The following is a 21192-nucleotide window of genomic DNA, read 5'->3' on the forward strand; positions in this document are numbered from 1 at the left end:
AAAATTAAGTGCTACGGTCTCGATTACTTCTGTATAGGCATGACCTCGAATTTACTCAACCACCAGATTGACGATATCCTCGAGTCGGTTCTCGAGGAGGCGAGCGGCGACGTGTACATGGTCAACCCGTCGCGCGAAGCGATCGAAGAGTTCGTTTCCGTCGCGACGGCGTTCGACGACGACCTGCCGTCGGTACGCATGCTCGCCGACGAGCGGACGCTGAAAGAGATCATGGACGACTTCATCGTCGCCTCGAATGCGGCCGACCTCATCAGCGACGGCGCGCTCTCGCTGCGGACGCTCGAGCAGGCCCCCGAGAACTCGCTGCTCGTCACCGACGACCGCGTCGTCGCCGTCGTCCACGCCGGCGACCGCGTCGGCGGGCTCATCACCGACGACGAGAGCTTCGTCGACGACACCTACGACACCTACGCGGCTCGCTGGGAGGACGCGTCGGACTTCAACCTCCGGACGCCTCCGATCACGGCCGTCCGCGAAACCCTCGCCGACGAGATCAGTCCGGAGGCCGAGGCCGACTTCGCGTCGATCCTCGACTCGCTCGAGACCGCCCGCGGCGACGGCGACGGCCTCGACGAGGTCACCATTTCGCTGCTCGTCGCGGCCAAGAACGAGGCGCTGCTCTACGACATCAGCAAGTGGGGCGAGGACGTCGGGATCGCCTCCAAGGCGACGTTCTCCCGGACGAAGACCAAGCTCGAGGATATGGGCCTGATCGACACCGAGAAGGTCCCGATCGACGTCGGCCGGCCGCGCCTGCGCCTCAAGATCGGCGACGAGCGACTCAGCGAGGCCGACAACGGCCAGCTGGCGACTGTGGCGCAGTCCATACTCAACTAACGACCTTTTACGCTGCAGTCTATCGCGGTCGCGGCGTATTGCGACCGCGATGTCCCTCGGTAAAAGGTCGATCAAAAGCACTCCTCCTTCCGTTCTCTCACTCCTATTGTCGTTCGTTCACATCAGTCGTCGGCCCGCTCGCTCGGCCTTCGGCCTCGCTCGCGGTCGTATTGCTGAACCGCCTGCCCTTCCCCGGGTCGTGCGCCCTCACGTTCGTTCGGGCGCACTCCCGGCCACGCTGGTCTGGATCGCCGGTCGACTTCCATGGCGCAAACCCCAAGTCACCGCCGCGAGAGGACTCGAGTATGTACGAAGCCGTCTACGCCCACCCCGACGGGAAGAGCACGGTCGCCAGGTTCGCGAAAACGGCGGCCGACTACGGCTTCGAGGGCGTGGTCGTGCGCAATCACGCCGGTGCTCGAGCGGCGTACGACCCCGAACGGATCCGCGAGGAGTACGACATCGACGTGGTCGAGGGCGTCGAGATCCGCGCCGACGATCAACAACAGGCCAGCGGCGCGGTCGGGAACCACCGGACCACCGAAACCATCGTCGGGATCCACGGCGGGACGAACGCGCTGAACCGGTTCGCCGTCGAACAGGCGAAGGTCGACGTGCTCTCCCATCCGATGGCCGGCAACGGCGATATCAACCACGTGCTCGTGAAGGCCGCCGTCGAAAACGGCGTTCGTCTCGAGTTCGACCTCTCCGGCGTGCTTCGGGAGAGCGGCGGCCGCCGGGTCCGGATCGTGCAATCCCTGCGGAAGCTCCGCGAGATCGTCGACCACTACGACGCGCCCTACGTCGTCAGCGCCGGCCCGACATCCCACCTCGAGTTGCGCGCCCCCCGCGAATTGCACGCGCTGGGCGAAGAGATCGGGTTCACGCGAGCGTTCATCGAGGACGGCCTCGCGGAGTGGGGGCGGCTGGCCGAGCGGAATCGCCACGTCGACTCCGAGTCGTTCATTGAGCCGGGGGTCGAACGGGGCAGGTATGAAGAAGAGCCTTGAGGAGCACGCCGCCCGGTTCGACGAGAAGGCCGGCGAGTACGACGACTCGAAATCCGACGAGTACCACGCCTGCGCGAACCTTGTCGTCGAACACGCCGCGCCCGAGAGCGACGAGATCGTCCTCGATCTGGCGACCGGTACCGGTGCGATTGCGCTCGCGCTGGCCCCCGACGCCAAGCGGGTCGTCGGCCGCGACATCAGCGAGGAGATGATGGCCGAAGCCGAGGAGAAGGCCGCCGAGGCGGGCCTCACGAACCTCGAGTTCGATCGTGGAACCTTCCGGGAACCGAACTACGACGGCCCGGTCGATGTGGTTACGTCGAACTTCGCCCTTCATCACCTCTCGGACGCGGAAAAGCGCGAAGCGATCGCGGTTATCGCCGACCTCGAGCCCCGCAAATTCGTCCTGGGGGACGTCATGTTCTTCGGCGAGTCGGATCCGGACGACCCCTTCTACTCGCCCGAAGTCGACGATCCGGCGACCGTCGGAACGCTCGCGGACGCCTTCACCGACGCCGGCTTCTCGCTGACTGCGGTCGAACGCGTCCACGAGCAGGTCGGCGTGCTGGTCGCCGAGCGGAGTCCGACCGCGGTCGACGCGCCGACCGAGGAGTGACATGAAACACCTTCCGAAACACCTTCGCCCGCGCTGGCGGTATCTCGCCGTCGAGCTCGAGACGTGGCCGGACGAGCGGATCGGTCGTCGGTCGTTCCAGCGGGAACTGTGGTATGCGGGCCAGAACCTCCTGGGCGATCCGGGGAGCGCCGACGCCGATCTGAGCGTCGTCAGGTTCGAATCCGCCGACGGAACCGGCGAAGCGATCGTCAAAGTCCGCCGCGGGGAGACCGAACCCGCTCGGGCGGCACTCGCCTGTATCGACGAGATCGACGGCGCTTCCGTCGGGATTCGGGTCAGCGGTATCAGTGGCACGATCCGGGCCGCTGAAGAAAACTATTTAGGACGCGACGGGCAAGAATCCGAAGAGAGAAACGTCGTGTTCGGGAACGAAGAGCGAGTCGCCGTCCTGCGGGACGACAGTGGGGACGTGCGACTCGATGAGGCGTTCGTGGGCGCGACAGACCTCGATTACGATTTAGTGTGATACTATGCAGGGACAACAACAACAGCAGGCGTACGACCGCGGCATCACGATCTTCTCGCCCGACGGCCGACTCTACCAAGTCGAGTACGCTCGCGAGGCGGTCAAGCGAGGCACAGCCAGTATCGGCGTCCGGACGAACGACGGCGTCGTACTCGCCGTCGACAAACGAGTCCCCTCCCCGCTGCTCGAGGACTCGAGCGTCGAGAAGATCCACAAGGCCGACGATCACGTCGGCATCGCCAGCGCGGGCCACGTCGCAGACGCCCGCCAGCTGATCGACTTCGCCCGCCGCCAGACGCAGGTCAACCAGCTGCGCTACGGCGAGCCCATCGGCGTCGAGACGCTGACCAAGGAAGTCACCGACCACATCCAGCAGTACACCCAGGTCGGCGGCGCCCGGCCGTTCGGCGTCGCGCTGATCGTCGGCGGCATCCAGAACGGCGAACCGCGCCTGTTCGAGACCGATCCGTCGGGGACGCCCTACGAGTGGAAGGCCCTGGCCGTCGGCTCCGACCGCGGCGAACTCCAGACCTACCTCGAGGAGAACTACGACGACGAGGCCGACCTCGACGGCGGTATCCAGCTCGCCCTCGACGCGCTCGCGTCGGTCAACGACGGCTCCCTGCTCCCCAGCGAAGTGGGACTGGCGACCATCGACGTCGAAACCGAGTCCTTCGAACAGTTCGACCACGACCGGATCGCGGACCACTTGGCGGAGAACGACCTCCTCGATACGGGCGAGGACGACGAGGACGAGTCCGACGACGAACCTGCAGAGTAATCGAGACGCCGGTTCCGGTTTTCGACTCCCGTTTTTCCGACTCACCGAACTGCATACGAGGTCATCGCTCCGTATCGACGAATACCCACGGGACAGCCGCGCTGAAACGGGCCGAACGCGAGACGCCGCGACGCGATTCGATCGATATCATCGGTCCCGTTCGGGAAACACTCTTTTAATTGGCGGCGGAACCCTCACTCATGATTTCGCTTGACGAGGCTGTGACAGCGCGACTCGAGTCACACGGGGCGCGCTTCGAAGTGCTAGTCGATCCGGACGCAGCGCTTTCGATCAAACGCGACGAGTTCGACGGCGAACTCGAGGACGTGATCGCCGCCGAGGACGTCTTCGAGGACGCCTCTCGCGGCGACCGGCCGGCCGAAAGCGACCTCGAGAAGGTCTTCGAGACGACCGAGCCCCTCGAAATCATCCCCGAAGTGATCAAGCGGGGCGAGATCCAGATCACGGCCGATCAGCGCCGCGAGATGCAAGAACAAAAGCGAAAGCAGCTGGTCGACACCATCACGCGCAACGCGGTCAACCCGCAGATGGACAACGCGCCCCATCCGCCCGAACGGATCGAGAACGCCCTCGAGGAGGCCGGCTTCACGGTCGATCCGATGGAGCCCGTCCAGGAGCAGGTCGACGACGCCCTGGACGCGCTGCGGCCGGTGATTCCGATCCGGTTCGAGGAGGTCACGGTCGCCGTGCAGGTGCCGGCCGACCACGCCGGCAGCGCGCAGGCGAAGATCCGCCAGTTCGGCGACCTCGAGCGCGAGGAGTGGCAAAACGACGGCTCGTGGATCGGCGTGCTGACGTTCCCGGCGGGACTGCAAAACGAGTTCTACGACACCGTCAACGAACACACCAGCGGCAACGCGGAGACGGAGATCGTCAAAGACAAGGACGATCTGAAGACGCGATAATCGGAAGACGAGAGAGGAATTCGAGCGGATTCACAGCGGCCGGACGGAGACTATCCGCGCTGAAAGCCGATCAGAAAGCCCCCGGTAAAGCCCGCACCGATCGACAGCGTCGAGAGTACCGACTGAAACCAGTGAATGTCTGCTCCCTGCGCCCGCTCTTGGGTCTTGAGGATCCCGGCCGAAAGCCGATTCCAGTCCACGACGACGATTCCCTGCGACTCGAGGTAGCGAAAGGCCATCAGTTGGACGCCGACGATGACCGCGAGCAGCTTCGCGATCTTTTTCGTGGCGAACCCGATGACGCCGCCGATAAGCGCGCCGCCCCCGAACTCGAGGCCGAGCGTGGTTGGATCGAGATCGATCATTATCCGCTTCCATTCGAGTCGGTTCCTATGACTGTTGTGGTCGAACGTGTGCCGTCGACACTCAGTCGGGTGATTTTTCCGACCGGTCACGGTAAATCCGATGGACACGTCAGCCGAAGATACTGTGTTTCGACGACTGAGACGGACCGTTGCGAGACAGGTGCGAAGCACCCGCGATTCGATCTGGTGTTGCACAGGGGGCGTCGTTTCAGCAGTCCGTTTGAGCGCGCAGTGGCTGGTCGCGGGTGGTTCGCGCGGTGGCGACCGATCCGTCGGACCGACGAGCGACGCGATCGAATCGGGTGCACGCGTCGAGCACTGGATTCAAGACGGTTCGCCGCGTACGATTCGGTATGAGTCGCGTCCGTCCAACAGAGGTGTTCGACCGGCATCGTTAGCGTCACCGGGTCACCACGACGGCACCCGCCCCGCCGACGCGAGCGGCGCGTGCGAGTACCGATCCGCCTGGTCGACGAGCGGCGCGGATCGAGCGAACACGATCGATCGCGCCCGGGGGACGCACACGTTTTCGCATGAATACGATTATCGTCAAACGCGTCGATTCAGGCACCGCAAACACGAGCGAGATCCGCGATCTGGCACGCGCAGCGGGCTATTCCGTCGTCGGCGAACTCACGCAGTCCCGACGGGCCGACGCGGCCCTCCAGATCGGCGAAGGGAAAGCGGCGGAACTGGCCGAACTGGTCGCGGAGACCGACGCAACGACCGTCATTTTCGATAACCGGCTCGGCCCCTACCAGATGTACAACCTCGGGCAACTCCTGCCCGACGGCGTCGAAGTCGTCGACCGGTTCACGCTGATCCTCGAGATCTTCGGCCAGCGCGCCCAGACCCGGAAGGCACAGCTCCAGGTCGAACTGGCTGAGCTCCGGTACGAACTGCCCCGGGCGGAGGCGAAGACGAGCCTCGCCAAGCGCGAGGAACACCCCGGGTTCATGGGGCTGGGCGAGTACGACGAGAGCCGCGAGCGGGACATCAAGTCCCAGATCAGCCGGATCAACGACGAACTCGAGCGGATCGAGCAGACCGAACAGCACCGCCGGGAGCGCCGTCGCGACTCCGGGTTCGATCTGGTCGCGCTCGCGGGCTACACCAACGCGGGCAAGTCGACCCTGCTGCGCCAGCTCGCGACCGATCTCGAGGTCGAGGAGAACGAGGAGCTCCACCCCGATCTGGACCCGACGGCCGAATCCGAGGACAAACTGTTCACGACGCTGGGGACGACGACCCGGCGCGCGGCGATCGATCGGCGGGACGTGCTGGTGACCGACACCGTCGGCTTCATCAGCGATCTCCCTCACTGGCTGGTCGAATCGTTCAAGTCGACGCTGGACTCGGTCTACCGGGCGGATCTTGTCTTGCTCGTCGTCGACGTCAGCGAACCGATCGACGAGATCCACGAGAAGCTGGTCACCTCCCACGATACCCTCTACGAGCGCAACGAGGCCCCGATCGTGACCGTGCTCAACAAGATCGATCAGGTCAGCGACGAGGAACTCGCCGAGAAGCGCGAGGCACTCTCCTCGCTCGCGCCGAATCCGGTCGCCGTCAGCGCAAAGGCGGGGCTCAACGTCGACGGCCTGCTCGAGCGGATCGACCGCGAACTGCCGGACTGGGTGGAAGAACGGCTCGTGTTACCGATGACCGAGGACACGATGAGCGTCGTCTCGTGGATCCACGACAACGCGAACGTCGACGACGTCACCTACGGCGACGAGGACGTCGTCGTCTCCTTCGAGGCCAGAGAGGCGGTCATTTCGCAGGCGCGCTCGCGCGCGAGCGAGTTGCGAACGGCCGCGGCGGAATCGGCATAGATCATCGAGACTCTTCTCTCGGCGACTCTTCCGAAACGGTTGTTTGGTCGGCGCTCATCACTGCTGATTCCCGTCGTCCGTCGGATCATCGTGTGCAGAATCCGGGAGGACGAACTCACCGCTCTCGGAATCGACGAACTCTCGTCCGAAGAACGCGCGCAGGGCCATCTTTCCGCCAATATATGATCCAGTGACGACGATGCTTAACGCACCAACCAAGACGAGTATCACCTCCCAGATCATATCCAATGATCGTCCCCTGTCGTTAAAGACGTTGGTGATTTGATTAGTCTGGGGGTTCTACTTCGCCAGTTAGGCCCTACTTTTACAATAATTACAACAGCTGAAAATATAGGCGATATGCCTGAGAGGCAGTCCCGTTCCACGTCAACGTTTTAATTTGTGAAACATGGGAACGGTGTTGAATTTGTCTAAGAGCGTATCGTTATAGAGCTGCATTTAGAATCAGAGGCTGGTACTGGTCGGTCAAAAGTCCCAGATGTATAGGGAAAGTCCTGCCCGCTAGATTTGGTTTCTGTAATCGATACGCAGGTGCTGTCGGAACCCCTGCTTATAAATTCTTGATTCGAGTCCCGTAGGATATGGAACGTGTTGCAATCATCGGCGCCTCGATGACCCAGTTCGGGCAACGCGAGGGAGAGTGGATCCAGGACCTCCTCGCAGAGGCGGGAATCGAGTGCCTCGAGGATGCGAACGTCGAGGCCGACGAAGTCGAACACCTCTACGTCTCGAACATGGCGAGCGGCGAGTTCGAGGGACAGACGGGCGTGCCCAACGCCCTGGCCCACGACCTCGACGCGATGCCGGCGTACACCCAGCGAGTCGATCAGACGAGTTCGAGCGGCGGCGCGGGAATCTTCGCCGCCTGGCAGTCGGTCGCCAGCGGGGCCAGCGACATGACCCTGCTCGTCGGCGGCGAAAAGATGACGCACAAGACGACCGGGGAGGCCACCGACGTCATCGCGTCGCTGACCCACCCCGTCGAGTACAAGACTGGCGTCACCCTGCCGTCGTTCGCCGGGCTGACGGCGCGACACTACCTCGAGCGCTTCGACGCGCCCCGCGAGAGCCTCGGCAAGGTCGCGGTCAAGAATCACAAAAACGGCGTCGACAACCCTCACGCGCAGTTTCAGAAGGAAGTCGACCTCGAGACGATCCTCGAGTCGCCGATCGTGGCCGACCCGCTGCGGCTGTACGACTTCTGTCCGATCACGGACGGTTCGGCGGCGCTCATGCTCTGTCCGGAATCCGTCGCCGAAGCGTACGCCGACGACTACGTCGTCGTCTCGGGGATCGACGGGGCGACGGACACCCACGTCGTTCACGAGCGCGAGGATCCGACCGTGATGGGCGGCGTCGTCGAGAGCGGGAAGGGCGCCTACGAGATGAGCGGGCTCGGGCCCGACGACATCGACGTGGCCGAACTCCACGACATGTTCACCATCCTCGAGTTCCTCCAGATGGAGGGGCTGGGCTTCGCCGAGCAGGGCGAGGCCTGGAAACTCGTCGAGGAGGGCTACACCGAGCGAGACACCGGCGAGTTGCCGGTCAACACGTCGGGCGGGCTCAAGTCGAAGGGACATCCGCTGGGCGCCAGCGGCGTCGCACAGGGCGTCGAAATCTACGAACAGCTCGTCGGCGAGGCCGGCCCCCGGCAGGTCGATGCGGACGTCGGGCTGTGCTGTAACGTCGGCGGCTTCGGGAACTGCGTGATCACGACTATCATGGAGGCTGCACAATGACGATGGACGCGACGCGATACGAGGACGGTTCGATCAGCTACCCCGGCCACCCGCGCGGCCCGGGCGGAACGGAGCCGGTCGAGACGATCGACCTCAGCGAGTACACCGCGGAGGTCGTGACGTGGACGACCAGCACCGCGACGCCGCCGGGCGTCCGCGAACCCAATCACCTCGCGATCGTCGAGTTCGAGGTGGACGGCGAGTCGGTCCGTGCGATCGGTCAGCTAACCACCGGCGACGTCGAAACCGGTGACGAGGTCCAACCGGTCTACGTCGACGAACTCCGCGAACCCGGTGCGGGGATCAGAGAGCCCGAGAGCCAAGCGTGGGACGGCTACCGATTCGAGCCGGTCTAAGCCGGTTCGAGAGTTTTTCGGGTTCAGTACAGCGGATTCAATCTTCGTCGCTTCCGTTTTCGGTCCCATCATCCCCGGCACTGCCCCCATCCGTGTCCGATCCGCCGTCATCACTATCGCTCGAGTCGTCGCCCTCCTCGCCGTACTGATCTCGCAGCGTCTCGAGTTCGGCGTCGACGTCGACCGCAGTGTCAGGTTCGTCGTCGGTCGCGCTCGCGTCGGCGTCAGCCAGGGGCCCGTCCTCGATGTCGATCGTGACGCCGCCGTCGGCGCCCGATCGATCCGAACTCGCCGGTTCCACGTCCGATTCCCGATCGACAGCGTCCTGAAGGCGACTATCCACGTCGTCGCGGAGTTCGCGAGCTTCCGCGAGGAGGTCGCGTGCGTGTTCGTCGGCGGGGAGCCCGCCCTCCGAAGCGGCTCGCTGGAGTTCCGCGAGGACCGTATCGAGCTGAGAGAGCGTCGTCCGCCGAAGTTCGCTCGCGCGCTCGGTCGCCGCATCCGCGGTCGCCGACGTTCGGTCCCGAGCCGTCCGCTCGGTACGAACGACTTTGAGGCTCCGCTGGAACGCCTCGAGCGCGCGGACGCTGGTCTCGAGGACTGCCAGCGCCGCGGGGAGCGCGACCTCGTCGGTAAACCGGAGCAGCTCTCGCGGCGTCGGCGGCCGCAGTGACGGCCGGCGGCCCGGCCCGTCGAGTTCCGTTCGAAGCGCGTCGATCGTTCGCGTGAGTTCGCGAACGGCGTCGACGAGTTCGTCGTCGTGGTCGGCCATACGCGATCTACGACCGCCGGGCTCAAAAACCGGCCGATCGGTCCGATACGAACCGCCTCGAGGAGCGGGAGTCGCTTTTCGGATCGCATGCCAGACACAATTTTTATTGGAGGGCCGCGGCTCCGTTAGAACGTCATGGAAGACGAGCGAGGAGCTCTCGTGCCGGACGGTACCACGTTTGCGCGGGCGCTCGACGCGCTCAAACGGAACGGGAGCAACATTTTGCTCGTCGGCGAGGAGACGGAAGCGGCACACGAAACGGTCTGCCGGCGACTGTTCGGACCGCCGGAGCGCGAGTCCGTCTATCGACTGCAGGTCTCGGGCGAGGAGACTCGAGGCGCGTGCCACGCTCCCGAAGCGAACTGGCTCCGAACGATCGATTACTCGGGTCTGGCGACCGAACCGGGAGCGGATCCGACGGGCCGGGACGGTCCGGAGTCGCCGAGGGAACTCGGGATCGAACTCGTCGAAGCCGTCGACGAGGTCGCCGATGTGGCCGACGGGCTCGAGCCGGCCGAGCTGCGCGTCTGCGTCGACTCGATGGTTCCCCTGTGTCGCGAGTACGGGATCGAAACGGTGTTTCGACTGCTTCACCTGTCGACGTCACGAGTCGACCGGGCTCGCGGAATGGGACACTTTCACGTGCCCCTCGCGCGGGAGCACGATGTGGTCGCCCTCTTCGAGCCGCTGTTCGACGCCGTCGTTACGGTCAGATCCCGCGACGGGGTTGCCCAACAGCGGTGGTCGCTCCGCGATCCGGCGCTGTCCACCGACTGGCTCGAACTCTCCAGTCCGAACTGACGCGTCGCTGCGCTGCCAGAGGCCGTCGTGAAAGCAGCGACGCGCCGTTCGGTGTGGCGATAGTTCGACGGTATCGTCCGCCGAAGCTGTCATTGCACCGAATAGGTCCGAAATCCAGACAGCGATCGAAAATTCGAAAGCCGTCACAGAACGCTTCGTTCGACCGTTTATCGATGATGCTTCTCCATCGATATCGGTGTTACGGCACAAGGTCTATATATCGAACGACCTATCGGTTCAAAGAGTAGCATACATGGTCGAAGCCAACACTGAGCTTCTCGGTGGAGCCGCCGTTACCGTTTTCCTCGCGCTCCTGTTTTTCGGCGTCGTCGTCCTCTGGGACGTGGCCCTCGCTCTGCGAAGCGTCGGCGACAAGATCGACAAGCTCGAGGACAATATCGACGACGATCTGACGGATATCGCTCACCACCTCGACGGAATGTCCGACGCACGGGGCGGTGGTGGAGGAACGCAACTACATCTTAGCGGCGGCACGATTAGCTCCGGTCCGGGTCCGAATCAGCCCCAGCAATCGCCGCAGGCCGGCCCTCAGCAAGCGCCACAGGCCGGACCTCAGCAGCCGCCACAAGCTGGCCCCCAGCAGGCACCGCAGACCGGCCACCAGCAGGGACAGCCGACGACCGACCCACCGGACGGAGTCGGTCCACAGCCACAGTCGCATTCCCAGCAGGCCGAACAGCAGTCGGCTGCGGCTCGACGTGCGGAGGAACCGGACGAGGGGGAGCCCTCGAGCGAGACGGTCGACCACCCCGAATCGTCGCGATCGGATGCGGACGATCCGCAGTCGGACGACCGGGCCGATGGGACGGGTGACGACGACCGCTCCGCCGATGAGTCGGTATCGGACGCCGAACTAGACGCCGACGACGAACCGTCCGAACACCCGCGAGCCGAACGCAATCGCGGCCGGTTCATCACGTCGCCGGATCGAACCGCCTGGTACGTCACGCCGCTGGATCGCGAGGCGATCGCAGCGGCTCGGCCGACGATCGCCGGCGCGCTCACGGACGGATCCGACGACGGAATCGACGACTCCGACGTGATCGCAGCGGGACCGGTCGGCTCGAGCACGGGGGCCGAGACCGAGACGCACGTCGCTGCTGGCGAGACAGTGCCGGGAGACGCGGGCGACGGAGAAACGGACGATGCGGCCGACGGCGACGGTAGCGACCCGATCGGCGAACCGACCGACGACGGTGAGACGGCGGCCGACGGTCGGGAGGCCTCGAACGCGGCGTCCGAAACGAGCGAACGAATGGACTCCGAGCCGCCCGAACCGGGCGACGGAGAAGACGGAGACGAGGCCGACGACGAAGCCGACGGTGGGCTCGAGGATCCCGCTGACGAATCCTCCGATGCACCAGACGACGTCGATTCGCTCTCGTTCGACGATCTGATCGAGGACGCCGACGCCCCGGCGGAGGGAGCGAACGCGGCAGCCACTGACGACGGATCCGCTGACGATGAATTCGACGACGAATCCGCGAACGCGAATCCCGACGATCCGGAACGCTCCGACGTTCCCGACATCGCCGACGACCCGGCCGAGTCCGAACTGACTGAGCCCGAGCCGGCGGGCGAGGAACTCTCGCCGGCAGACGACGCGACGTCCGACTCCGATGGGACGGATATCGCGGAAACCGACGCGGACGACGCGGCTACCGCGGACGCGCTGTCGCCGTTCGAGTTCGACGAGGACGAATTCGAGGCCGAGGACGTGTCCGTCGAGGACGCCGTCGACACGATGAACGAGAACGCGCCGGCACCGGAGCTCTCGAGCCACCGGTTCGACGTGACGGCCGAGGAAACCGGCGACGGCGGGGCGGTGGTGACGCTCGCGTTCGAGCCCGACACGATCGAAATCGAGGGGTCGACGAAGCGACTCCTGCAGTATCAGTTGCAGAGCTTCGCGGACCGGGAGTCGACGCCGGCGGCCGACGTGACGATCGGTCGGGATCGGATCGTCATCGAGATCGCCGACTCCGACGGGACCGCGATTCAGAAGTGGGGCGAAGCGGCCGTCAGCATCGTCGATCGGACGCTGTACCTCTCGGATAACAGTCCCGACAGCTAACGAACCGACCGCTGACGGTACCGCGGCCGGCGATCGATCCATACGTTTTTCCCTCCCCCGTCCCCCTGAACGGGTGTGCGAATCGAGAACTGTTTCATTCCCGTCCGCGGGGTCGGCGAAACCACTGAACGACGCCTCTGGGAGAACGGCGTCACCCACTGGGACGAGTTCGACGGCAGCGTCGTCGGCTCGACGCTCGCCGACCGGATCGAGACCTTCATCGACGAGGGGCGGAGCCACCTCGAGCGCGGGGACGTCTCCGTCTTCGCGGAGGCGCTCCCGGCATCGAGTCGCTGGCGGTGCTACGAGAACGTCAGCGCGGAGACCTGCTTTCTTGACATCGAGACGACCGGGCTGAGCGCCGACACGAACGACGTAACGACCGTCAGCCTCCACCGGGGCGGCGAGACGAAGACGTTCGTCAGGGACCGCGATCTGTCGACCGACCGCCTCGAGCGCGAGCTCGCCGACGCCGCCCTGCTCGTCACCTTCAACGGGCAGCGCTTCGACGTTCCGTTCCTCGAGACGTGTTTCGACGTCGACATCGACGTGCCCCACGTCGATCTCATGTACCCCTGCAAGAAGCTGGGGCTCGACGGCGGACTGAAGGCGATCGAACGGGAGCTCGGTATCGACCGGGACATGCCGGAGATCAGCGGGCGCGACGCCGTCCGTCTCTGGCGCGAGTACGAACGCGGCGACGACGGGGCCCTCGAGACGCTCGTGGAGTACAACCGCGCTGACACCCGCAACATGGAGCCGCTGATGGAGATCGTCGCGGATCGGCTCCACGAGACCGTCTTCGAGGCCGCGATAGCGGACGAGTGAGCGGACGAGTCCAGTTGGTCCCCCTCGAGAGCTTTTCGTCGGAACCGTGCCGACCGTCCAGTGCGACGACGAGTAGATATATATGGGAATCGGACCGAACTCGCTCACAATGACCGATTTCAGCTACGAAACGACCGTCGACGTGCGACTCCGCGATATCGATTTCATGGGCCACGTGAACAATGCGACGTATGCCACCTATCTCGAGCAGGCGCGGGAGGCCTACTTCAGGGACGTGCTCGACGTTTCGCTGGCCGAGGTCGACACCGTCCTCGTGAGCCTCGAGCTCGAGTACGCACGGCCGATCGAGGCGGACGACGACGTCACGGTCGCGCTCCGCGTCGCGGACCCGGGAACGTCGAGTCTGCCGATGGAGTACGAGATCCGCGCGGGCGGGTCGCGTGCGGCGACGGCGACTACCGTCCAGGTGTTCGTCGACTCGGAAACGGGGGAGTCGCGGCCGCTCCCGACCGAGTGGCGAACGCGAATCGAACAGCGAGAGTAGTCGCCGAACGAGTTGTTCGGTCCGCTGTCCCGCCGCATCCGTCTGGTGGGTCGCGGGTACGTCGGAACTGACGGAGCCCAGTCCGGGTTACTCGAGGGCGGAGACCTCGACTTCACCGTCGCTCTCGACGGACACCTGATACCCACAGAACGGGAATTCGACGCAACCGGTCGATCGCTGCCGGCCGTTTTCTCGAGTTGCAAAGAGCGAGTCGAGCGCCTCGGGATTGATAACGTCGTAGAGGGCTTCGTACTCGGGCGGCTCGAGATCGACGGGGTCGACACCTTCACGCTCGGCCACGGCTGCGATAACGTTGAAACTTATCGACTGCGAGACTGTCGCGTCCGAGCGATCGACTGAGAGTAGCATTGGGCGGACTCTTACATCGATCGGGTATAAATCCTCTGGCCTCAATCAGGTCCTGGGGACCACACCCGATCAGTGATGAATAGAAGAGGGGTCTATTGATTATATTGGTCTCCGATTATAGTCTAAATTTATTGTATTCACGCAATTTAAAACTGTTCAAGGACTGATAGTCAGTGCACAATCACTGGTTATCGATTCGAGAGAGCAGCAATCCACCGGTTCTGAGCCCCGATTACGGACTCCGTTACATGTTCGGCAATAGCTACTGGTGGAACCGGCTCCAAGCCGCACCCACGATGAACCCCTTTGCCAGCGGGCGATCGGCAGCCGATGACGACGCCGGCTTCGACGAGCCGGATGCGTTCGTCGCGGAACACGTGCCGGAGCAGGGCCCGTTCCTCGAGGAGCACGACGTTCTCGAGGGCGAAGCGCACGTCGCCGTCCACGAGACCGCTCGCGATCTGTTCGAGGAGCGCGGCGTCTACGACGCGACGTTCGGTTACAACCTCGCGCGGCTCAACCTCGACCGACGCCATCCCGACGCGGGCTACCGGTACGCGGTCGACGCCGACGACCCGTCCGTCCTGCGCGCCGAGTTCAGTCCGACCACGGAGTTCTGCCCGCAAGCTGGCGCGCTCATCACGGGGTCGTTTCGCGCGTGGAACGGATTGAGCGACCGCCACGAGTACGACCTCGTGTCGGTCCGCGTCCGGCCGACCCACCACCAGTCCGAATCGATCAACGAAAACCTCGAGGGACTCGAAGGGCAGTATCGCGAGTCCGGCGACGTACCGAGCGAGTCGACCGGACCGGGGTCGGCCGCCCCCCTCGAGCGCGAGGGTGGCGCTGACGGGACGAGGGATCGGTCCCCCTTCTGATCGATGGGAGCAGGGACCGGAGCGGCAACCATCTCGCGCTGGTCCCGGGCGTTCGTCGCGGCCGGCGTCGGTTTCTTCGTCGCGTGGCAAGTCGCGGTCGCGATCGGGGTTCCGCGGGCGGCGACCGTCCCGCTCGGCGTTTCCGGGTTCGTCTTCCACGTCGTCTTCGGGAAGGCATACGCGCTCGTCCCGTCGTACTTCGCGCGCGAACTGGCCGTTCCGTCCGCGCCGGCGATTCACCTCCAGTTCGCGCTGCTCGGCGCGGTCGGTGCGTTCGCCGCCGGTGCCGGATTCGGGCCACCGATCCTCGCCGTCGTCGGTGCGACGAGCTGGCTCCTCGGCTGTCTCGTTTTCGTCGCCGCGTTCTGTTGGACCGTTCGGGACAACCCGACCGGTCGGGAAACCGGTACCGGTGCGGCCAACGCCCACCGCCGGCGAGTCGACCGACTCGCGAACGCTGCGATCCCGGCCGTTTTCACCTACCTACTCGTCGGTTCGGCGCTACCGCTGGCAGTGGCGTTCGACCTCGAGCCCTCCCCCGTTCCGCCGGGGCCGGCGACGACGCACCTGCTCGCGGCGGGGGCGGCCGCCGTGCTCGTCTTCGCCGTCGGGTTTCGTCTGTTACCGCGACTCTTGGTCGTCTCGGTTCGGCCGTCCGTCGTCGGAGCGGTGTTGCTCGCCGGTGTCATCGGACCCGCACTGCTCGCCGTCGACTTCCGCGGAGGGACGCTCTTCCGCCTCGGGGCCGCGCTTCAGGCGATCGCGTTGCTCGGGTTCGCGGTCGCCGTCGCCGACCTGGTCCGACGAAGCGACCGCCGTCGAGTCGGCTGGCGAGCGGTCCTCGGTGCCGCGATCAGTGCCGCATTTGTCGCCCTGCTGGGGCTGACGTTCGCGTTCGCGCCCGCCTCGAGCGTCCCAGCGACCGCCTTCGACGCGCACTATCGGCTCGCGATCGGCGGCTTCGTCGGACTGACGATCGTCGGCGTCACGTACCACTTCTACCCGCCGGCGGTCGCCTCGACCGCCGGGATCGGCGATCGAACCGCGCGGTGGTCGGTCACGGCGCTCCTGGGCGGACTGAGCCTCGAGGTCGGCGGCTCGCTCGCATCGGTATCGCCGCTCGTCGGGGCGGGCCGCTGGCTGTCCGTCCTCGGCGCGGCGCTGTACGCGACCGTCCTGTGGACGATCTTTCTCGAGCGAGCGAGATAGCGGGCGCGAGCGGGTCCGTCACTCGGCTCGAGCCTCGAGCCAGCGGACGGCGGGGGTCGCGGTGATCCCGTGAACGATGATGGAGATGAGCACGACCGCACCCACGACGGCCCATAGGATCCCGGCGTCGGGGAACGCGGCGTGATTCAGCCCGTACGCGAGGTAGTAGAACGAGCCGATCCCCCGGATGCCGAAGAATGCGATCGTCGCCCGTTCGGCGGGGTCGCGGTCGAAGCCGAGAAAGCCCACGAGCCCGGCGAGCGGACGGACGACGAACACGATCGCGACCGCGGCGGCGATCGCTTCGAGGGTGAGCGGCTCGAGGAGTCCGCCGACGATCGCCCCGCCGAAGAAGAGCATGATGAGGGCCATCATCACCTGCTCGGCGAACTCGCTCACCTCGTGGAGCGATCGGTTGTACTCGTGGGAGCGCTCGTAGTGGCGGACCATCAGCGCCGCGACGAAGACCGCGATGAAGCCGTAGCCGGCGACGAGTTCGGTCGCCCCGTAGACGAGGAGAGTGCCGGCGATCGCCTCGAGCCCCTGGACCGACTCCGCGACGGGGGTGTCGGGCTCCGTGGCGAAGACGAGGCGGGCGGTCAGATACCCGAGGACGACGCCGACGATGACGCCGACGACGATCCGGTAGCCGACGTCGACGAGGAGCCACTCCCCGATCCAGTTGCCGGGAGCGAGTCCCACGAGCGCGGTCGCGATCGCCAGATTCGTAAACGGGAACGCGAGGCCGTCGTTCAGCCCCGCTTCGGAGGTGAGCGCGAACCGTACCTCGTCTTCCCCGCCGGCCGCCTCCTCGAGGCCTTCCTCCTCGCTGCCCATCCCCGGACCGCCGACCTGAACTTCCGACGCCAACACCGGGTCGGTCGGCGCGATGCACGCACCCAGCAACATCGCAGTCGGAATGCCGAGACCGACCCACCGACCGAACAGCGCCGCGCCGGCGATCGACAGCGGCATCGTGATCGCGAGCAATCGCCACGTCGACGCCCACGCGCGCGGCCCGGGAACCCGATCGATCTTCAGCCCGACGCCCATCAGCGCGATGATGACGCCCAGCTCCGCGAGGTGCTCCGTCGTCGTCCCCTGCTCGAGCGGATCCGGCGGCGGGAGCCCGATCGGGAGCCCGAACGCGAGCATGCCGAAGGCGACGAAGAACACCGGCATCGAGACCGCGCGGTCGGAGACGAACCGCGGGAGGACGGCGACGCCGAACAGTGCGATACCGAGGACGACCAGACCGACGTTGTACAGCTCGAGGACCATCCGTTAGCGCTTTTCCGTACGACTAATCGCCCCTTTATCTCCGTGCCGGCGTTTGCAGAACGAAGCCATTTGCCCCGGGACGGCGAGTCCACGTCCATGGCTCGAAACTCCTCGACCGAAGGGAGCGAGAGATCGACGCGGCGGCGGTTCCTGCGGGGCGGGACCGTCGTCGCGGCCGTCGGACTCGCCGGCTGCATCGAGGAGATGGGAACGGAGTTTCCACAGAACACGGAGTGGCCGGTCTCGGAGTACGTCCCGGGCCTGCCCGTCGAGGAGCGAAGCGCGATCCTCGAGGAGCGGATTCCGGAACTCGCGAGCGCCGATATCGCCGATCCCGACGGGTTAGCGTCGACGCTCGAGGAGTACGAGATGGCCGTCGAATCGGTCGAACGCGACCGGGACGTGCTGACGCTCGAGTACGTCAACACGGATCGCGAGGACGAGGGGAATATCCACGACATCGCCCTGTTGGCTGGCGGTTACGCGGCGCTGATCGACGCCGGCTACGACGCGGTCGCGCTGGGGGCGACGATCCTCGACGACGCGCCCGCGTCGTACGGATCGGCGACGGTCGAGACGGTCCGCGCGGCGGAGTACAACGCGGGCGAACTGACCGCCGCCGAGTACGGCGAACTGGTCGTATCGACGATCGAGTCCCAGCGATACGAGCCGGAGGTCGGTATCTCGCCCGAGGAGTAGCCGCGAGACGGTCGCCTCGGCTACCGGTCCGGCGAAACGCCGATATCGGACTCTTCATCGCCCGCCGCGGCCGGCTCCGCCTCCGATCCGAGCGCGCTCGCGAGCACGCCCGCGATCCCGTCCGGGCCGTGCCGGTGGATCGTCACCAACACGTTAGTCACGAACAGGGCGACGCCGATCGTCGCGAGAACGCCGCTCGCGGTGACAGCGATCGACGGCAATCCGACGAGGGGGGCCGCGGAAAGACCCCCGAACCCGACGAGCGTCGTCCAGAAGTCCGCCCGCTCGAGTCGGTCGTCGTAGCAGTCGTCGATCATCGGCACCTGTTCGAAGCCGAGCCGATCGCTGTAGCGCTCGATCCAGACGATGAAGGGAACGATGTGGTAGAGCGAGCCGATGACGACGAAACCGAAGACGCCGAACAGCAACAACTCCCGTCCGTCGGGGTGACCGAACAGCGATCCGTACGCGATCGGATCGGCCCACCACGTCGGGGCGGCGAGAACGATCCACGCGAGCAGTGCCACCACGACGACCCGGTAGCGGTCGATCATCGGCGAGGGCTCGACCGTCGCACCCGCCAGGAGGCGTCCGATTACGATCGCGAACGCGGCGAGTCCGACGAGGAACGCGATCGCGCCGACTCGAGCCACCGGCTCGATAGTGAGTCCCCGCCCGAGTGCGAGCGCGACGATCCCCGCGGGGAAACAGTACTGCTCGATGGTCAGCAATCGCTCGCCGAACTGGTCCGGCTCGGCCTGCGTGAACATCTTCCCGAGCTGAAAGAGCGCGCCGACGACGGTCGCGAGCAGCGCGCCGAACAGCGCGAGCGTCGCGTGAGAGAGATGGACGTCGAACCGGGAGACGGCGACCGAATCGAACGCGGGCGTCGTGAAGTCGACCGCCAGCAGGAGCCCGAACGGGGCGACGAGCCCGAAACACGCGAGCGCGAACGCGAAGTGTCGCTCCGTGAAATCGAACGGGCGCGCACGTGCGAGCGTGCGGCCGACGTTGTAGACGAACGTCCAGATCCCCGCCACCATGAGCGCCCCGCCGACCGGGAGCCACTCGAGCGCGCCGGCGAGCAGGGCCGCGGCGAAGCCGAGTAGTCCGGCCGTAACGAGCCACAGTTGAGCGATCGCCAGGCGTCTCGAGTGGATCGTCACGCCGGACCAGACCGGGACGAACTGGGTCATCGCGCCCATGATCGTCACCGCGACCCACCCGACTACCAGGAGATGGAGGTGCGCCAGCCCCGCCAGTCCGGGCAGCGTCGCAGCGGTCATGACGGTGCTCCCGCCGACTCCGACGACGAGGAACCCCAGCGCGAGCACGAAGTGCCGCAACGGGATCGCCATCGGGGGCTGCTGGTCGGTTCGTAACCCACCAGGAATTCCGTTCATGTCTCGCGCTTCGTCCCCGGCGGCCGTCCCGTTCGCCCCGAACAAGTTCGGAAGGGAGCGTTTGCCCGCTCGGGTCGTACCGTGATCCACGATGGACGCCAACCCAGCGACGTCAGTCGACCAGCAACCGGCCGCGACGGGAAGCGGAGCGACAGAGTCGTCGACCAACCGAAACTCCGACACGGCAACCGACCGCGATGCCGATACGACGACCGTCACCGTCCGCTGTACCGGTCACGTCCGCGACGCGGTCGGGACGCACGAACTCGAGTTCACCTTTGCGGGCGATCGACTTCGGGACTTCCTCGAGTCGTTCTTCGCCGAGTACGACCTTCAGGACATGCTCATCGCCGAGACCGAAGCGGACGCGACCCACAGCGGCTGGGCACCGGTGCCCGACGACTTGCCCGGCACGTGGCGGAAGAATCCGGAGGGCGAGCAAACTCGGCCGTACGCTCGAGTCTGCATCAACGGCCGGTTCAACGAACACCTCGGCGGGTTCGAGGCGGAGCTGACGGACGACGACCGCGTCGCCTTGCTCTACCCGTTCATATTCTGCTGTTGAGCCGGCCGTCGCTCTCGAGGCGACGATAGTAGTGACACCGGATAGCCGGGCCGACGGCAGCGCCGATAGCGGCGAACCCGGGCCCGTGGCAGCGCCGATGACCGCTGGACCGAACCCGTTCGGCTCAGCCCTTAGGCGCGTTCGGAGTCGAGTCGGAACCATGACCCAGGACGGTTCCGGCGTCGAACCAGTCACGCGCAGCCAGCACGACGCCTCGTGGTCGGCGAACCTCGAGGGGCCCGAACACGCCGCGGACCGAACGCTCCTCCTCGAGCAGGCCAAAGACGCGATCGACGCGACGGCCGACGGCTTCCACGTCAACCTCGTCACCCACGGCGACCACGGCCATCCCGAGACGTATCTCTGGGCCGAACTCGAGGCCGCTTTCGACGGGATTCGTCTCGAGTACGTCGACCGGTGTGGCTGCGGCGGGCACGTGACTCGCGTCCACGTGGGCGGCGAGTGACCGTCTCGGGGAGGGAACTCTCTCACGAGAAACGGGGATCCGAGGACGGCCCGCTGCTCCTTGCAATCGTCAGCCGGGTCGATATCCGATTCCGTTCACTAACGCAATCGATGGGGACGCGAACGCACACGAGCGACGAACCGGTGACCTGTCAACTCTGCGGAACGGAGAACGATCAGTATTACACGTACTGCCGTCAGTGCCTCGGTCAGCTTCCCGCAAAACCGACCTCTCGAGGATAGGGGACCCGCGTCCGTCGAGTCGAGACGGCGTCGCGTCCGCCGAGCCGGTCTCGACGCCTCGTTTCGAACCCGCGACTCGAGA

25 protein-coding genes are annotated in these 21192 nt (G+C 65.6%); 19 read left to right on the forward strand and 6 right to left on the reverse strand.

All coding sequences use genetic code 11. From position 1 onward, the window contains the following. Positions 1 to 39 precede the first annotated feature (39 nt). The 6 genes from tbsP to AC0QDI_RS05375 all read left to right on the forward strand — a co-directional run bounded on the left by tbsP (position 40) and on the right by AC0QDI_RS05375 (position 4678). Positions 40 to 858: a transcriptional regulator TbsP gene (gene tbsP, locus AC0QDI_RS05350; protein ID WP_474665980.1), complete on the forward strand. Its 819-nt coding sequence runs from the start codon at positions 40 to 42 to the stop codon at positions 856 to 858. A 305-nt stretch (positions 859 to 1163) separates the two neighbouring features. Next, positions 1164 to 1868 carry an RNase P subunit p30 family protein gene (locus AC0QDI_RS05355; protein ID WP_474665982.1) on the forward strand — a complete coding sequence of 235 codons (705 nt, stop codon included), beginning with the start codon at positions 1164 to 1166 and terminating at the stop codon, positions 1866 to 1868. Next, positions 1852 to 2484, forward strand: coding sequence for a class I SAM-dependent methyltransferase (locus tag AC0QDI_RS05360; RefSeq protein ID WP_474665984.1), 633 nt, complete (start codon positions 1852 to 1854; stop codon positions 2482 to 2484). The genes AC0QDI_RS05355 and AC0QDI_RS05360 overlap by 17 nt, the downstream gene beginning before the upstream one ends. Position 2485: 1 nt before the next feature. Beyond that, the gene (locus AC0QDI_RS05365) at positions 2486 to 2971 is read left to right on the forward strand and encodes an Rpp14/Pop5 family protein (RefSeq protein WP_474665986.1); all 486 of its coding nucleotides are present in this window, start codon (positions 2486 to 2488) and stop codon (positions 2969 to 2971) included. A 4-nt stretch (positions 2972 to 2975) separates the two neighbouring features. After that, on the forward strand, positions 2976 to 3752 hold the full coding sequence (psmA, locus tag AC0QDI_RS05370) for an archaeal proteasome endopeptidase complex subunit alpha (protein WP_474665988.1): 777 nt from the start codon (positions 2976 to 2978) through the stop codon (positions 3750 to 3752). A 200-nt stretch (positions 3753 to 3952) separates the two neighbouring features. After that, positions 3953 to 4678, forward strand: a complete 726-nt coding sequence (locus AC0QDI_RS05375; RefSeq protein WP_474665990.1) for a ribosome assembly factor SBDS — start codon at positions 3953 to 3955, stop codon at positions 4676 to 4678. Positions 4679 to 4728: 50 nt separating this feature from the next. Here AC0QDI_RS05375 and AC0QDI_RS05380 read toward each other — a convergent pair whose 3' ends face one another. Continuing rightward, positions 4729 to 5043 (reverse strand): FUN14 domain-containing protein, encoded by a 315-nt coding sequence (locus AC0QDI_RS05380; protein ID WP_474665992.1) that lies wholly within the window; start codon positions 5041 to 5043, stop codon positions 4729 to 4731. A gap of 533 nt (positions 5044 to 5576) precedes the next feature. Here AC0QDI_RS05380 and hflX point away from each other — a divergent pair. Continuing rightward, positions 5577 to 6878: a GTPase HflX gene (gene hflX, locus AC0QDI_RS05385; protein WP_474665994.1), complete on the forward strand. Its 1302-nt coding sequence runs from the start codon at positions 5577 to 5579 to the stop codon at positions 6876 to 6878. A 57-nt stretch (positions 6879 to 6935) separates the two neighbouring features. On the opposite strand, the gene AC0QDI_RS05390 is transcribed toward hflX, so the two are convergent. Beyond that, a complete protein-coding gene (locus AC0QDI_RS05390; RefSeq protein WP_474665996.1) occupies positions 6936 to 7121 on the reverse strand; it encodes a hypothetical protein in 186 nt (61 codons plus the stop codon). A 359-nt stretch (positions 7122 to 7480) separates the two neighbouring features. Between AC0QDI_RS05390 and AC0QDI_RS05395 the strand changes: the two genes are divergently transcribed. Continuing rightward, entirely contained in the window at positions 7481 to 8641 is a 1161-nt protein-coding gene (locus AC0QDI_RS05395) for a thiolase family protein (protein WP_474665998.1), read from the forward strand. Next, entirely contained in the window at positions 8638 to 8997 is a 360-nt protein-coding gene (locus AC0QDI_RS05400) for a nucleic acid-binding protein (protein ID WP_474666000.1), read from the forward strand. Before AC0QDI_RS05395 ends, AC0QDI_RS05400 begins: the two co-directional genes overlap by 4 nt. A 37-nt stretch (positions 8998 to 9034) precedes the next feature. On the opposite strand, the gene AC0QDI_RS05405 is transcribed toward AC0QDI_RS05400, so the two are convergent. After that, entirely contained in the window at positions 9035 to 9769 is a 735-nt protein-coding gene (locus tag AC0QDI_RS05405; protein ID WP_474666002.1) for a DUF7547 family protein, read from the reverse strand. A gap of 135 nt (positions 9770 to 9904) precedes the next feature. On the opposite strand from AC0QDI_RS05405, the gene AC0QDI_RS05410 reads away from it, so the two are divergent. The 4 genes from AC0QDI_RS05410 (at position 9905) to AC0QDI_RS05425 (ending at position 13998) form a co-directional block, all read left to right on the forward strand. Then, positions 9905 to 10570 carry a DUF7504 family protein gene (locus tag AC0QDI_RS05410; protein ID WP_474666004.1) on the forward strand — a complete coding sequence of 222 codons (666 nt, stop codon included), beginning with the start codon at positions 9905 to 9907 and terminating at the stop codon, positions 10568 to 10570. A 253-nt stretch (positions 10571 to 10823) separates the two neighbouring features. Then, a complete protein-coding gene (locus AC0QDI_RS05415; RefSeq protein WP_474666006.1) occupies positions 10824 to 12665 on the forward strand; it encodes an AAA family ATPase in 1842 nt (613 codons plus the stop codon). Between the two features lie 75 nt (positions 12666 to 12740). Next, the gene (locus AC0QDI_RS05420) at positions 12741 to 13493 is read left to right on the forward strand and encodes a ribonuclease H-like domain-containing protein (RefSeq protein ID WP_474666008.1); all 753 of its coding nucleotides are present in this window, start codon (positions 12741 to 12743) and stop codon (positions 13491 to 13493) included. A 109-nt stretch (positions 13494 to 13602) separates the two neighbouring features. Then, entirely contained in the window at positions 13603 to 13998 is a 396-nt protein-coding gene (locus tag AC0QDI_RS05425; protein WP_474666010.1) for an acyl-CoA thioesterase, read from the forward strand. A gap of 87 nt (positions 13999 to 14085) precedes the next feature. On the opposite strand, the gene AC0QDI_RS05430 is transcribed toward AC0QDI_RS05425, so the two are convergent. Next, positions 14086 to 14367: a HalOD1 output domain-containing protein gene (locus tag AC0QDI_RS05430; RefSeq protein WP_474666012.1), complete on the reverse strand. Its 282-nt coding sequence runs from the start codon at positions 14365 to 14367 to the stop codon at positions 14086 to 14088. Between the two features lie 248 nt (positions 14368 to 14615). Here AC0QDI_RS05430 and AC0QDI_RS05435 point away from each other — a divergent pair, with 248 nt between their 5' ends. Then, complete coding sequence (locus tag AC0QDI_RS05435; protein WP_474666014.1) at positions 14616 to 15245, forward strand: DUF7998 family protein; 630 nt, start codon at positions 14616 to 14618, stop codon at positions 15243 to 15245. 3 nt (positions 15246 to 15248) lie between these two features. Beyond that, positions 15249 to 16454: a hypothetical protein gene (locus AC0QDI_RS05440; protein ID WP_474666016.1), complete on the forward strand. Its 1206-nt coding sequence runs from the start codon at positions 15249 to 15251 to the stop codon at positions 16452 to 16454. A gap of 18 nt (positions 16455 to 16472) precedes the next feature. On the opposite strand, the gene AC0QDI_RS05445 is transcribed toward AC0QDI_RS05440, so the two are convergent. After that, a complete protein-coding gene (locus AC0QDI_RS05445) occupies positions 16473 to 17735 on the reverse strand; it encodes a cation:proton antiporter (protein ID WP_474666018.1) in 1263 nt (420 codons plus the stop codon). Between the two features lie 96 nt (positions 17736 to 17831). On the opposite strand from AC0QDI_RS05445, the gene AC0QDI_RS05450 reads away from it, so the two are divergent. Continuing rightward, positions 17832 to 18434 carry a DUF8159 domain-containing protein gene (locus AC0QDI_RS05450; RefSeq protein ID WP_474666020.1) on the forward strand — a complete coding sequence of 201 codons (603 nt, stop codon included), beginning with the start codon at positions 17832 to 17834 and terminating at the stop codon, positions 18432 to 18434. 20 nt (positions 18435 to 18454) lie between these two features. Here AC0QDI_RS05450 and AC0QDI_RS05455 read toward each other — a convergent pair whose 3' ends face one another. Next, on the reverse strand, positions 18455 to 19837 hold the full coding sequence (locus AC0QDI_RS05455; protein ID WP_474667292.1) for a hypothetical protein: 1383 nt from the start codon (positions 19835 to 19837) through the stop codon (positions 18455 to 18457). 91 nt (positions 19838 to 19928) lie between these two features. Between AC0QDI_RS05455 and AC0QDI_RS05460 the strand changes: the two genes are divergently transcribed. The 3 genes from AC0QDI_RS05460 (at position 19929) to AC0QDI_RS05470 (ending at position 21110) form a co-directional block, all read left to right on the forward strand. Next, positions 19929 to 20402, forward strand: coding sequence for a MoaD/ThiS family protein (locus AC0QDI_RS05460; RefSeq protein ID WP_474666022.1), 474 nt, complete (start codon positions 19929 to 19931; stop codon positions 20400 to 20402). 160 nt (positions 20403 to 20562) lie between these two features. Beyond that, positions 20563 to 20868, forward strand: coding sequence for a CGCGG family putative rSAM-modified RiPP protein (locus AC0QDI_RS05465; protein ID WP_474666024.1), 306 nt, complete (start codon positions 20563 to 20565; stop codon positions 20866 to 20868). 110 nt (positions 20869 to 20978) lie between these two features. Continuing rightward, entirely contained in the window at positions 20979 to 21110 is a 132-nt protein-coding gene (locus AC0QDI_RS05470) for a DUF7577 domain-containing protein (RefSeq protein ID WP_474667294.1), read from the forward strand. Positions 21111 to 21192: the final 82 nt, after the last annotated feature.

It is taken from the genome of Natrinema sp. LJW11 (genome assembly GCF_056135975.1).

Excerpts from the sequence above, each read along its gene's own strand:
- hflX (WP_474665994.1), top strand. The coding sequence starts at position 5,577 with ATGAATACGATTATCGTCAAACGCGTCGATTCAGGCACCGCAAACACG.
- AC0QDI_RS05410 (WP_474666004.1), top strand. The coding sequence starts at position 9,905 with ATGGAAGACGAGCGAGGAGCTCTCGTGCCGGACGGTACCACGTTTGCG.
- psmA (WP_474665988.1), top strand. The coding sequence starts at position 2,976 with ATGCAGGGACAACAACAACAGCAGGCGTACGACCGCGGCATCACGATC.
- AC0QDI_RS05450 (WP_474666020.1), top strand. The coding sequence starts at position 17,832 with ATGGCTCGAAACTCCTCGACCGAAGGGAGCGAGAGATCGACGCGGCGG.
- tbsP (WP_474665980.1), top strand. The coding sequence starts at position 40 with ATGACCTCGAATTTACTCAACCACCAGATTGACGATATCCTCGAGTCG.
- AC0QDI_RS05380 (WP_474665992.1), bottom strand. The coding sequence starts at position 5,043 with ATGATCGATCTCGATCCAACCACGCTCGGCCTCGAGTTCGGGGGCGGC.
- AC0QDI_RS05400 (WP_474666000.1), top strand. The coding sequence starts at position 8,638 with ATGACGATGGACGCGACGCGATACGAGGACGGTTCGATCAGCTACCCC.
- AC0QDI_RS05360 (WP_474665984.1), top strand. The coding sequence starts at position 1,852 with ATGAAGAAGAGCCTTGAGGAGCACGCCGCCCGGTTCGACGAGAAGGCC.
- AC0QDI_RS05440 (WP_474666016.1), top strand. The coding sequence starts at position 15,249 with ATGGGAGCAGGGACCGGAGCGGCAACCATCTCGCGCTGGTCCCGGGCG.
- AC0QDI_RS05465 (WP_474666024.1), top strand. The coding sequence starts at position 20,563 with ATGACCCAGGACGGTTCCGGCGTCGAACCAGTCACGCGCAGCCAGCAC.
- AC0QDI_RS05445 (WP_474666018.1), bottom strand. The coding sequence starts at position 17,735 with ATGGTCCTCGAGCTGTACAACGTCGGTCTGGTCGTCCTCGGTATCGCA.
- AC0QDI_RS05375 (WP_474665990.1), top strand. The coding sequence starts at position 3,953 with ATGATTTCGCTTGACGAGGCTGTGACAGCGCGACTCGAGTCACACGGG.
- AC0QDI_RS05355 (WP_474665982.1), top strand. The coding sequence starts at position 1,164 with ATGTACGAAGCCGTCTACGCCCACCCCGACGGGAAGAGCACGGTCGCC.
- AC0QDI_RS05395 (WP_474665998.1), top strand. The coding sequence starts at position 7,481 with ATGGAACGTGTTGCAATCATCGGCGCCTCGATGACCCAGTTCGGGCAA.
- AC0QDI_RS05470 (WP_474667294.1), top strand. The coding sequence starts at position 20,979 with ATGGGGACGCGAACGCACACGAGCGACGAACCGGTGACCTGTCAACTC.
- AC0QDI_RS05460 (WP_474666022.1), top strand. The coding sequence starts at position 19,929 with ATGGACGCCAACCCAGCGACGTCAGTCGACCAGCAACCGGCCGCGACG.
- AC0QDI_RS05455 (WP_474667292.1), bottom strand. The coding sequence starts at position 19,837 with ATGAACGGAATTCCTGGTGGGTTACGAACCGACCAGCAGCCCCCGATG.
- AC0QDI_RS05415 (WP_474666006.1), top strand. The coding sequence starts at position 10,824 with ATGGTCGAAGCCAACACTGAGCTTCTCGGTGGAGCCGCCGTTACCGTT.
- AC0QDI_RS05425 (WP_474666010.1), top strand. The coding sequence starts at position 13,603 with ATGACCGATTTCAGCTACGAAACGACCGTCGACGTGCGACTCCGCGAT.
- AC0QDI_RS05365 (WP_474665986.1), top strand. The coding sequence starts at position 2,486 with ATGAAACACCTTCCGAAACACCTTCGCCCGCGCTGGCGGTATCTCGCC.
- AC0QDI_RS05435 (WP_474666014.1), top strand. The coding sequence starts at position 14,616 with ATGTTCGGCAATAGCTACTGGTGGAACCGGCTCCAAGCCGCACCCACG.
- AC0QDI_RS05430 (WP_474666012.1), bottom strand. The coding sequence starts at position 14,367 with ATGCTACTCTCAGTCGATCGCTCGGACGCGACAGTCTCGCAGTCGATA.
- AC0QDI_RS05390 (WP_474665996.1), bottom strand. The coding sequence starts at position 7,121 with ATGATCTGGGAGGTGATACTCGTCTTGGTTGGTGCGTTAAGCATCGTC.
- AC0QDI_RS05405 (WP_474666002.1), bottom strand. The coding sequence starts at position 9,769 with ATGGCCGACCACGACGACGAACTCGTCGACGCCGTTCGCGAACTCACG.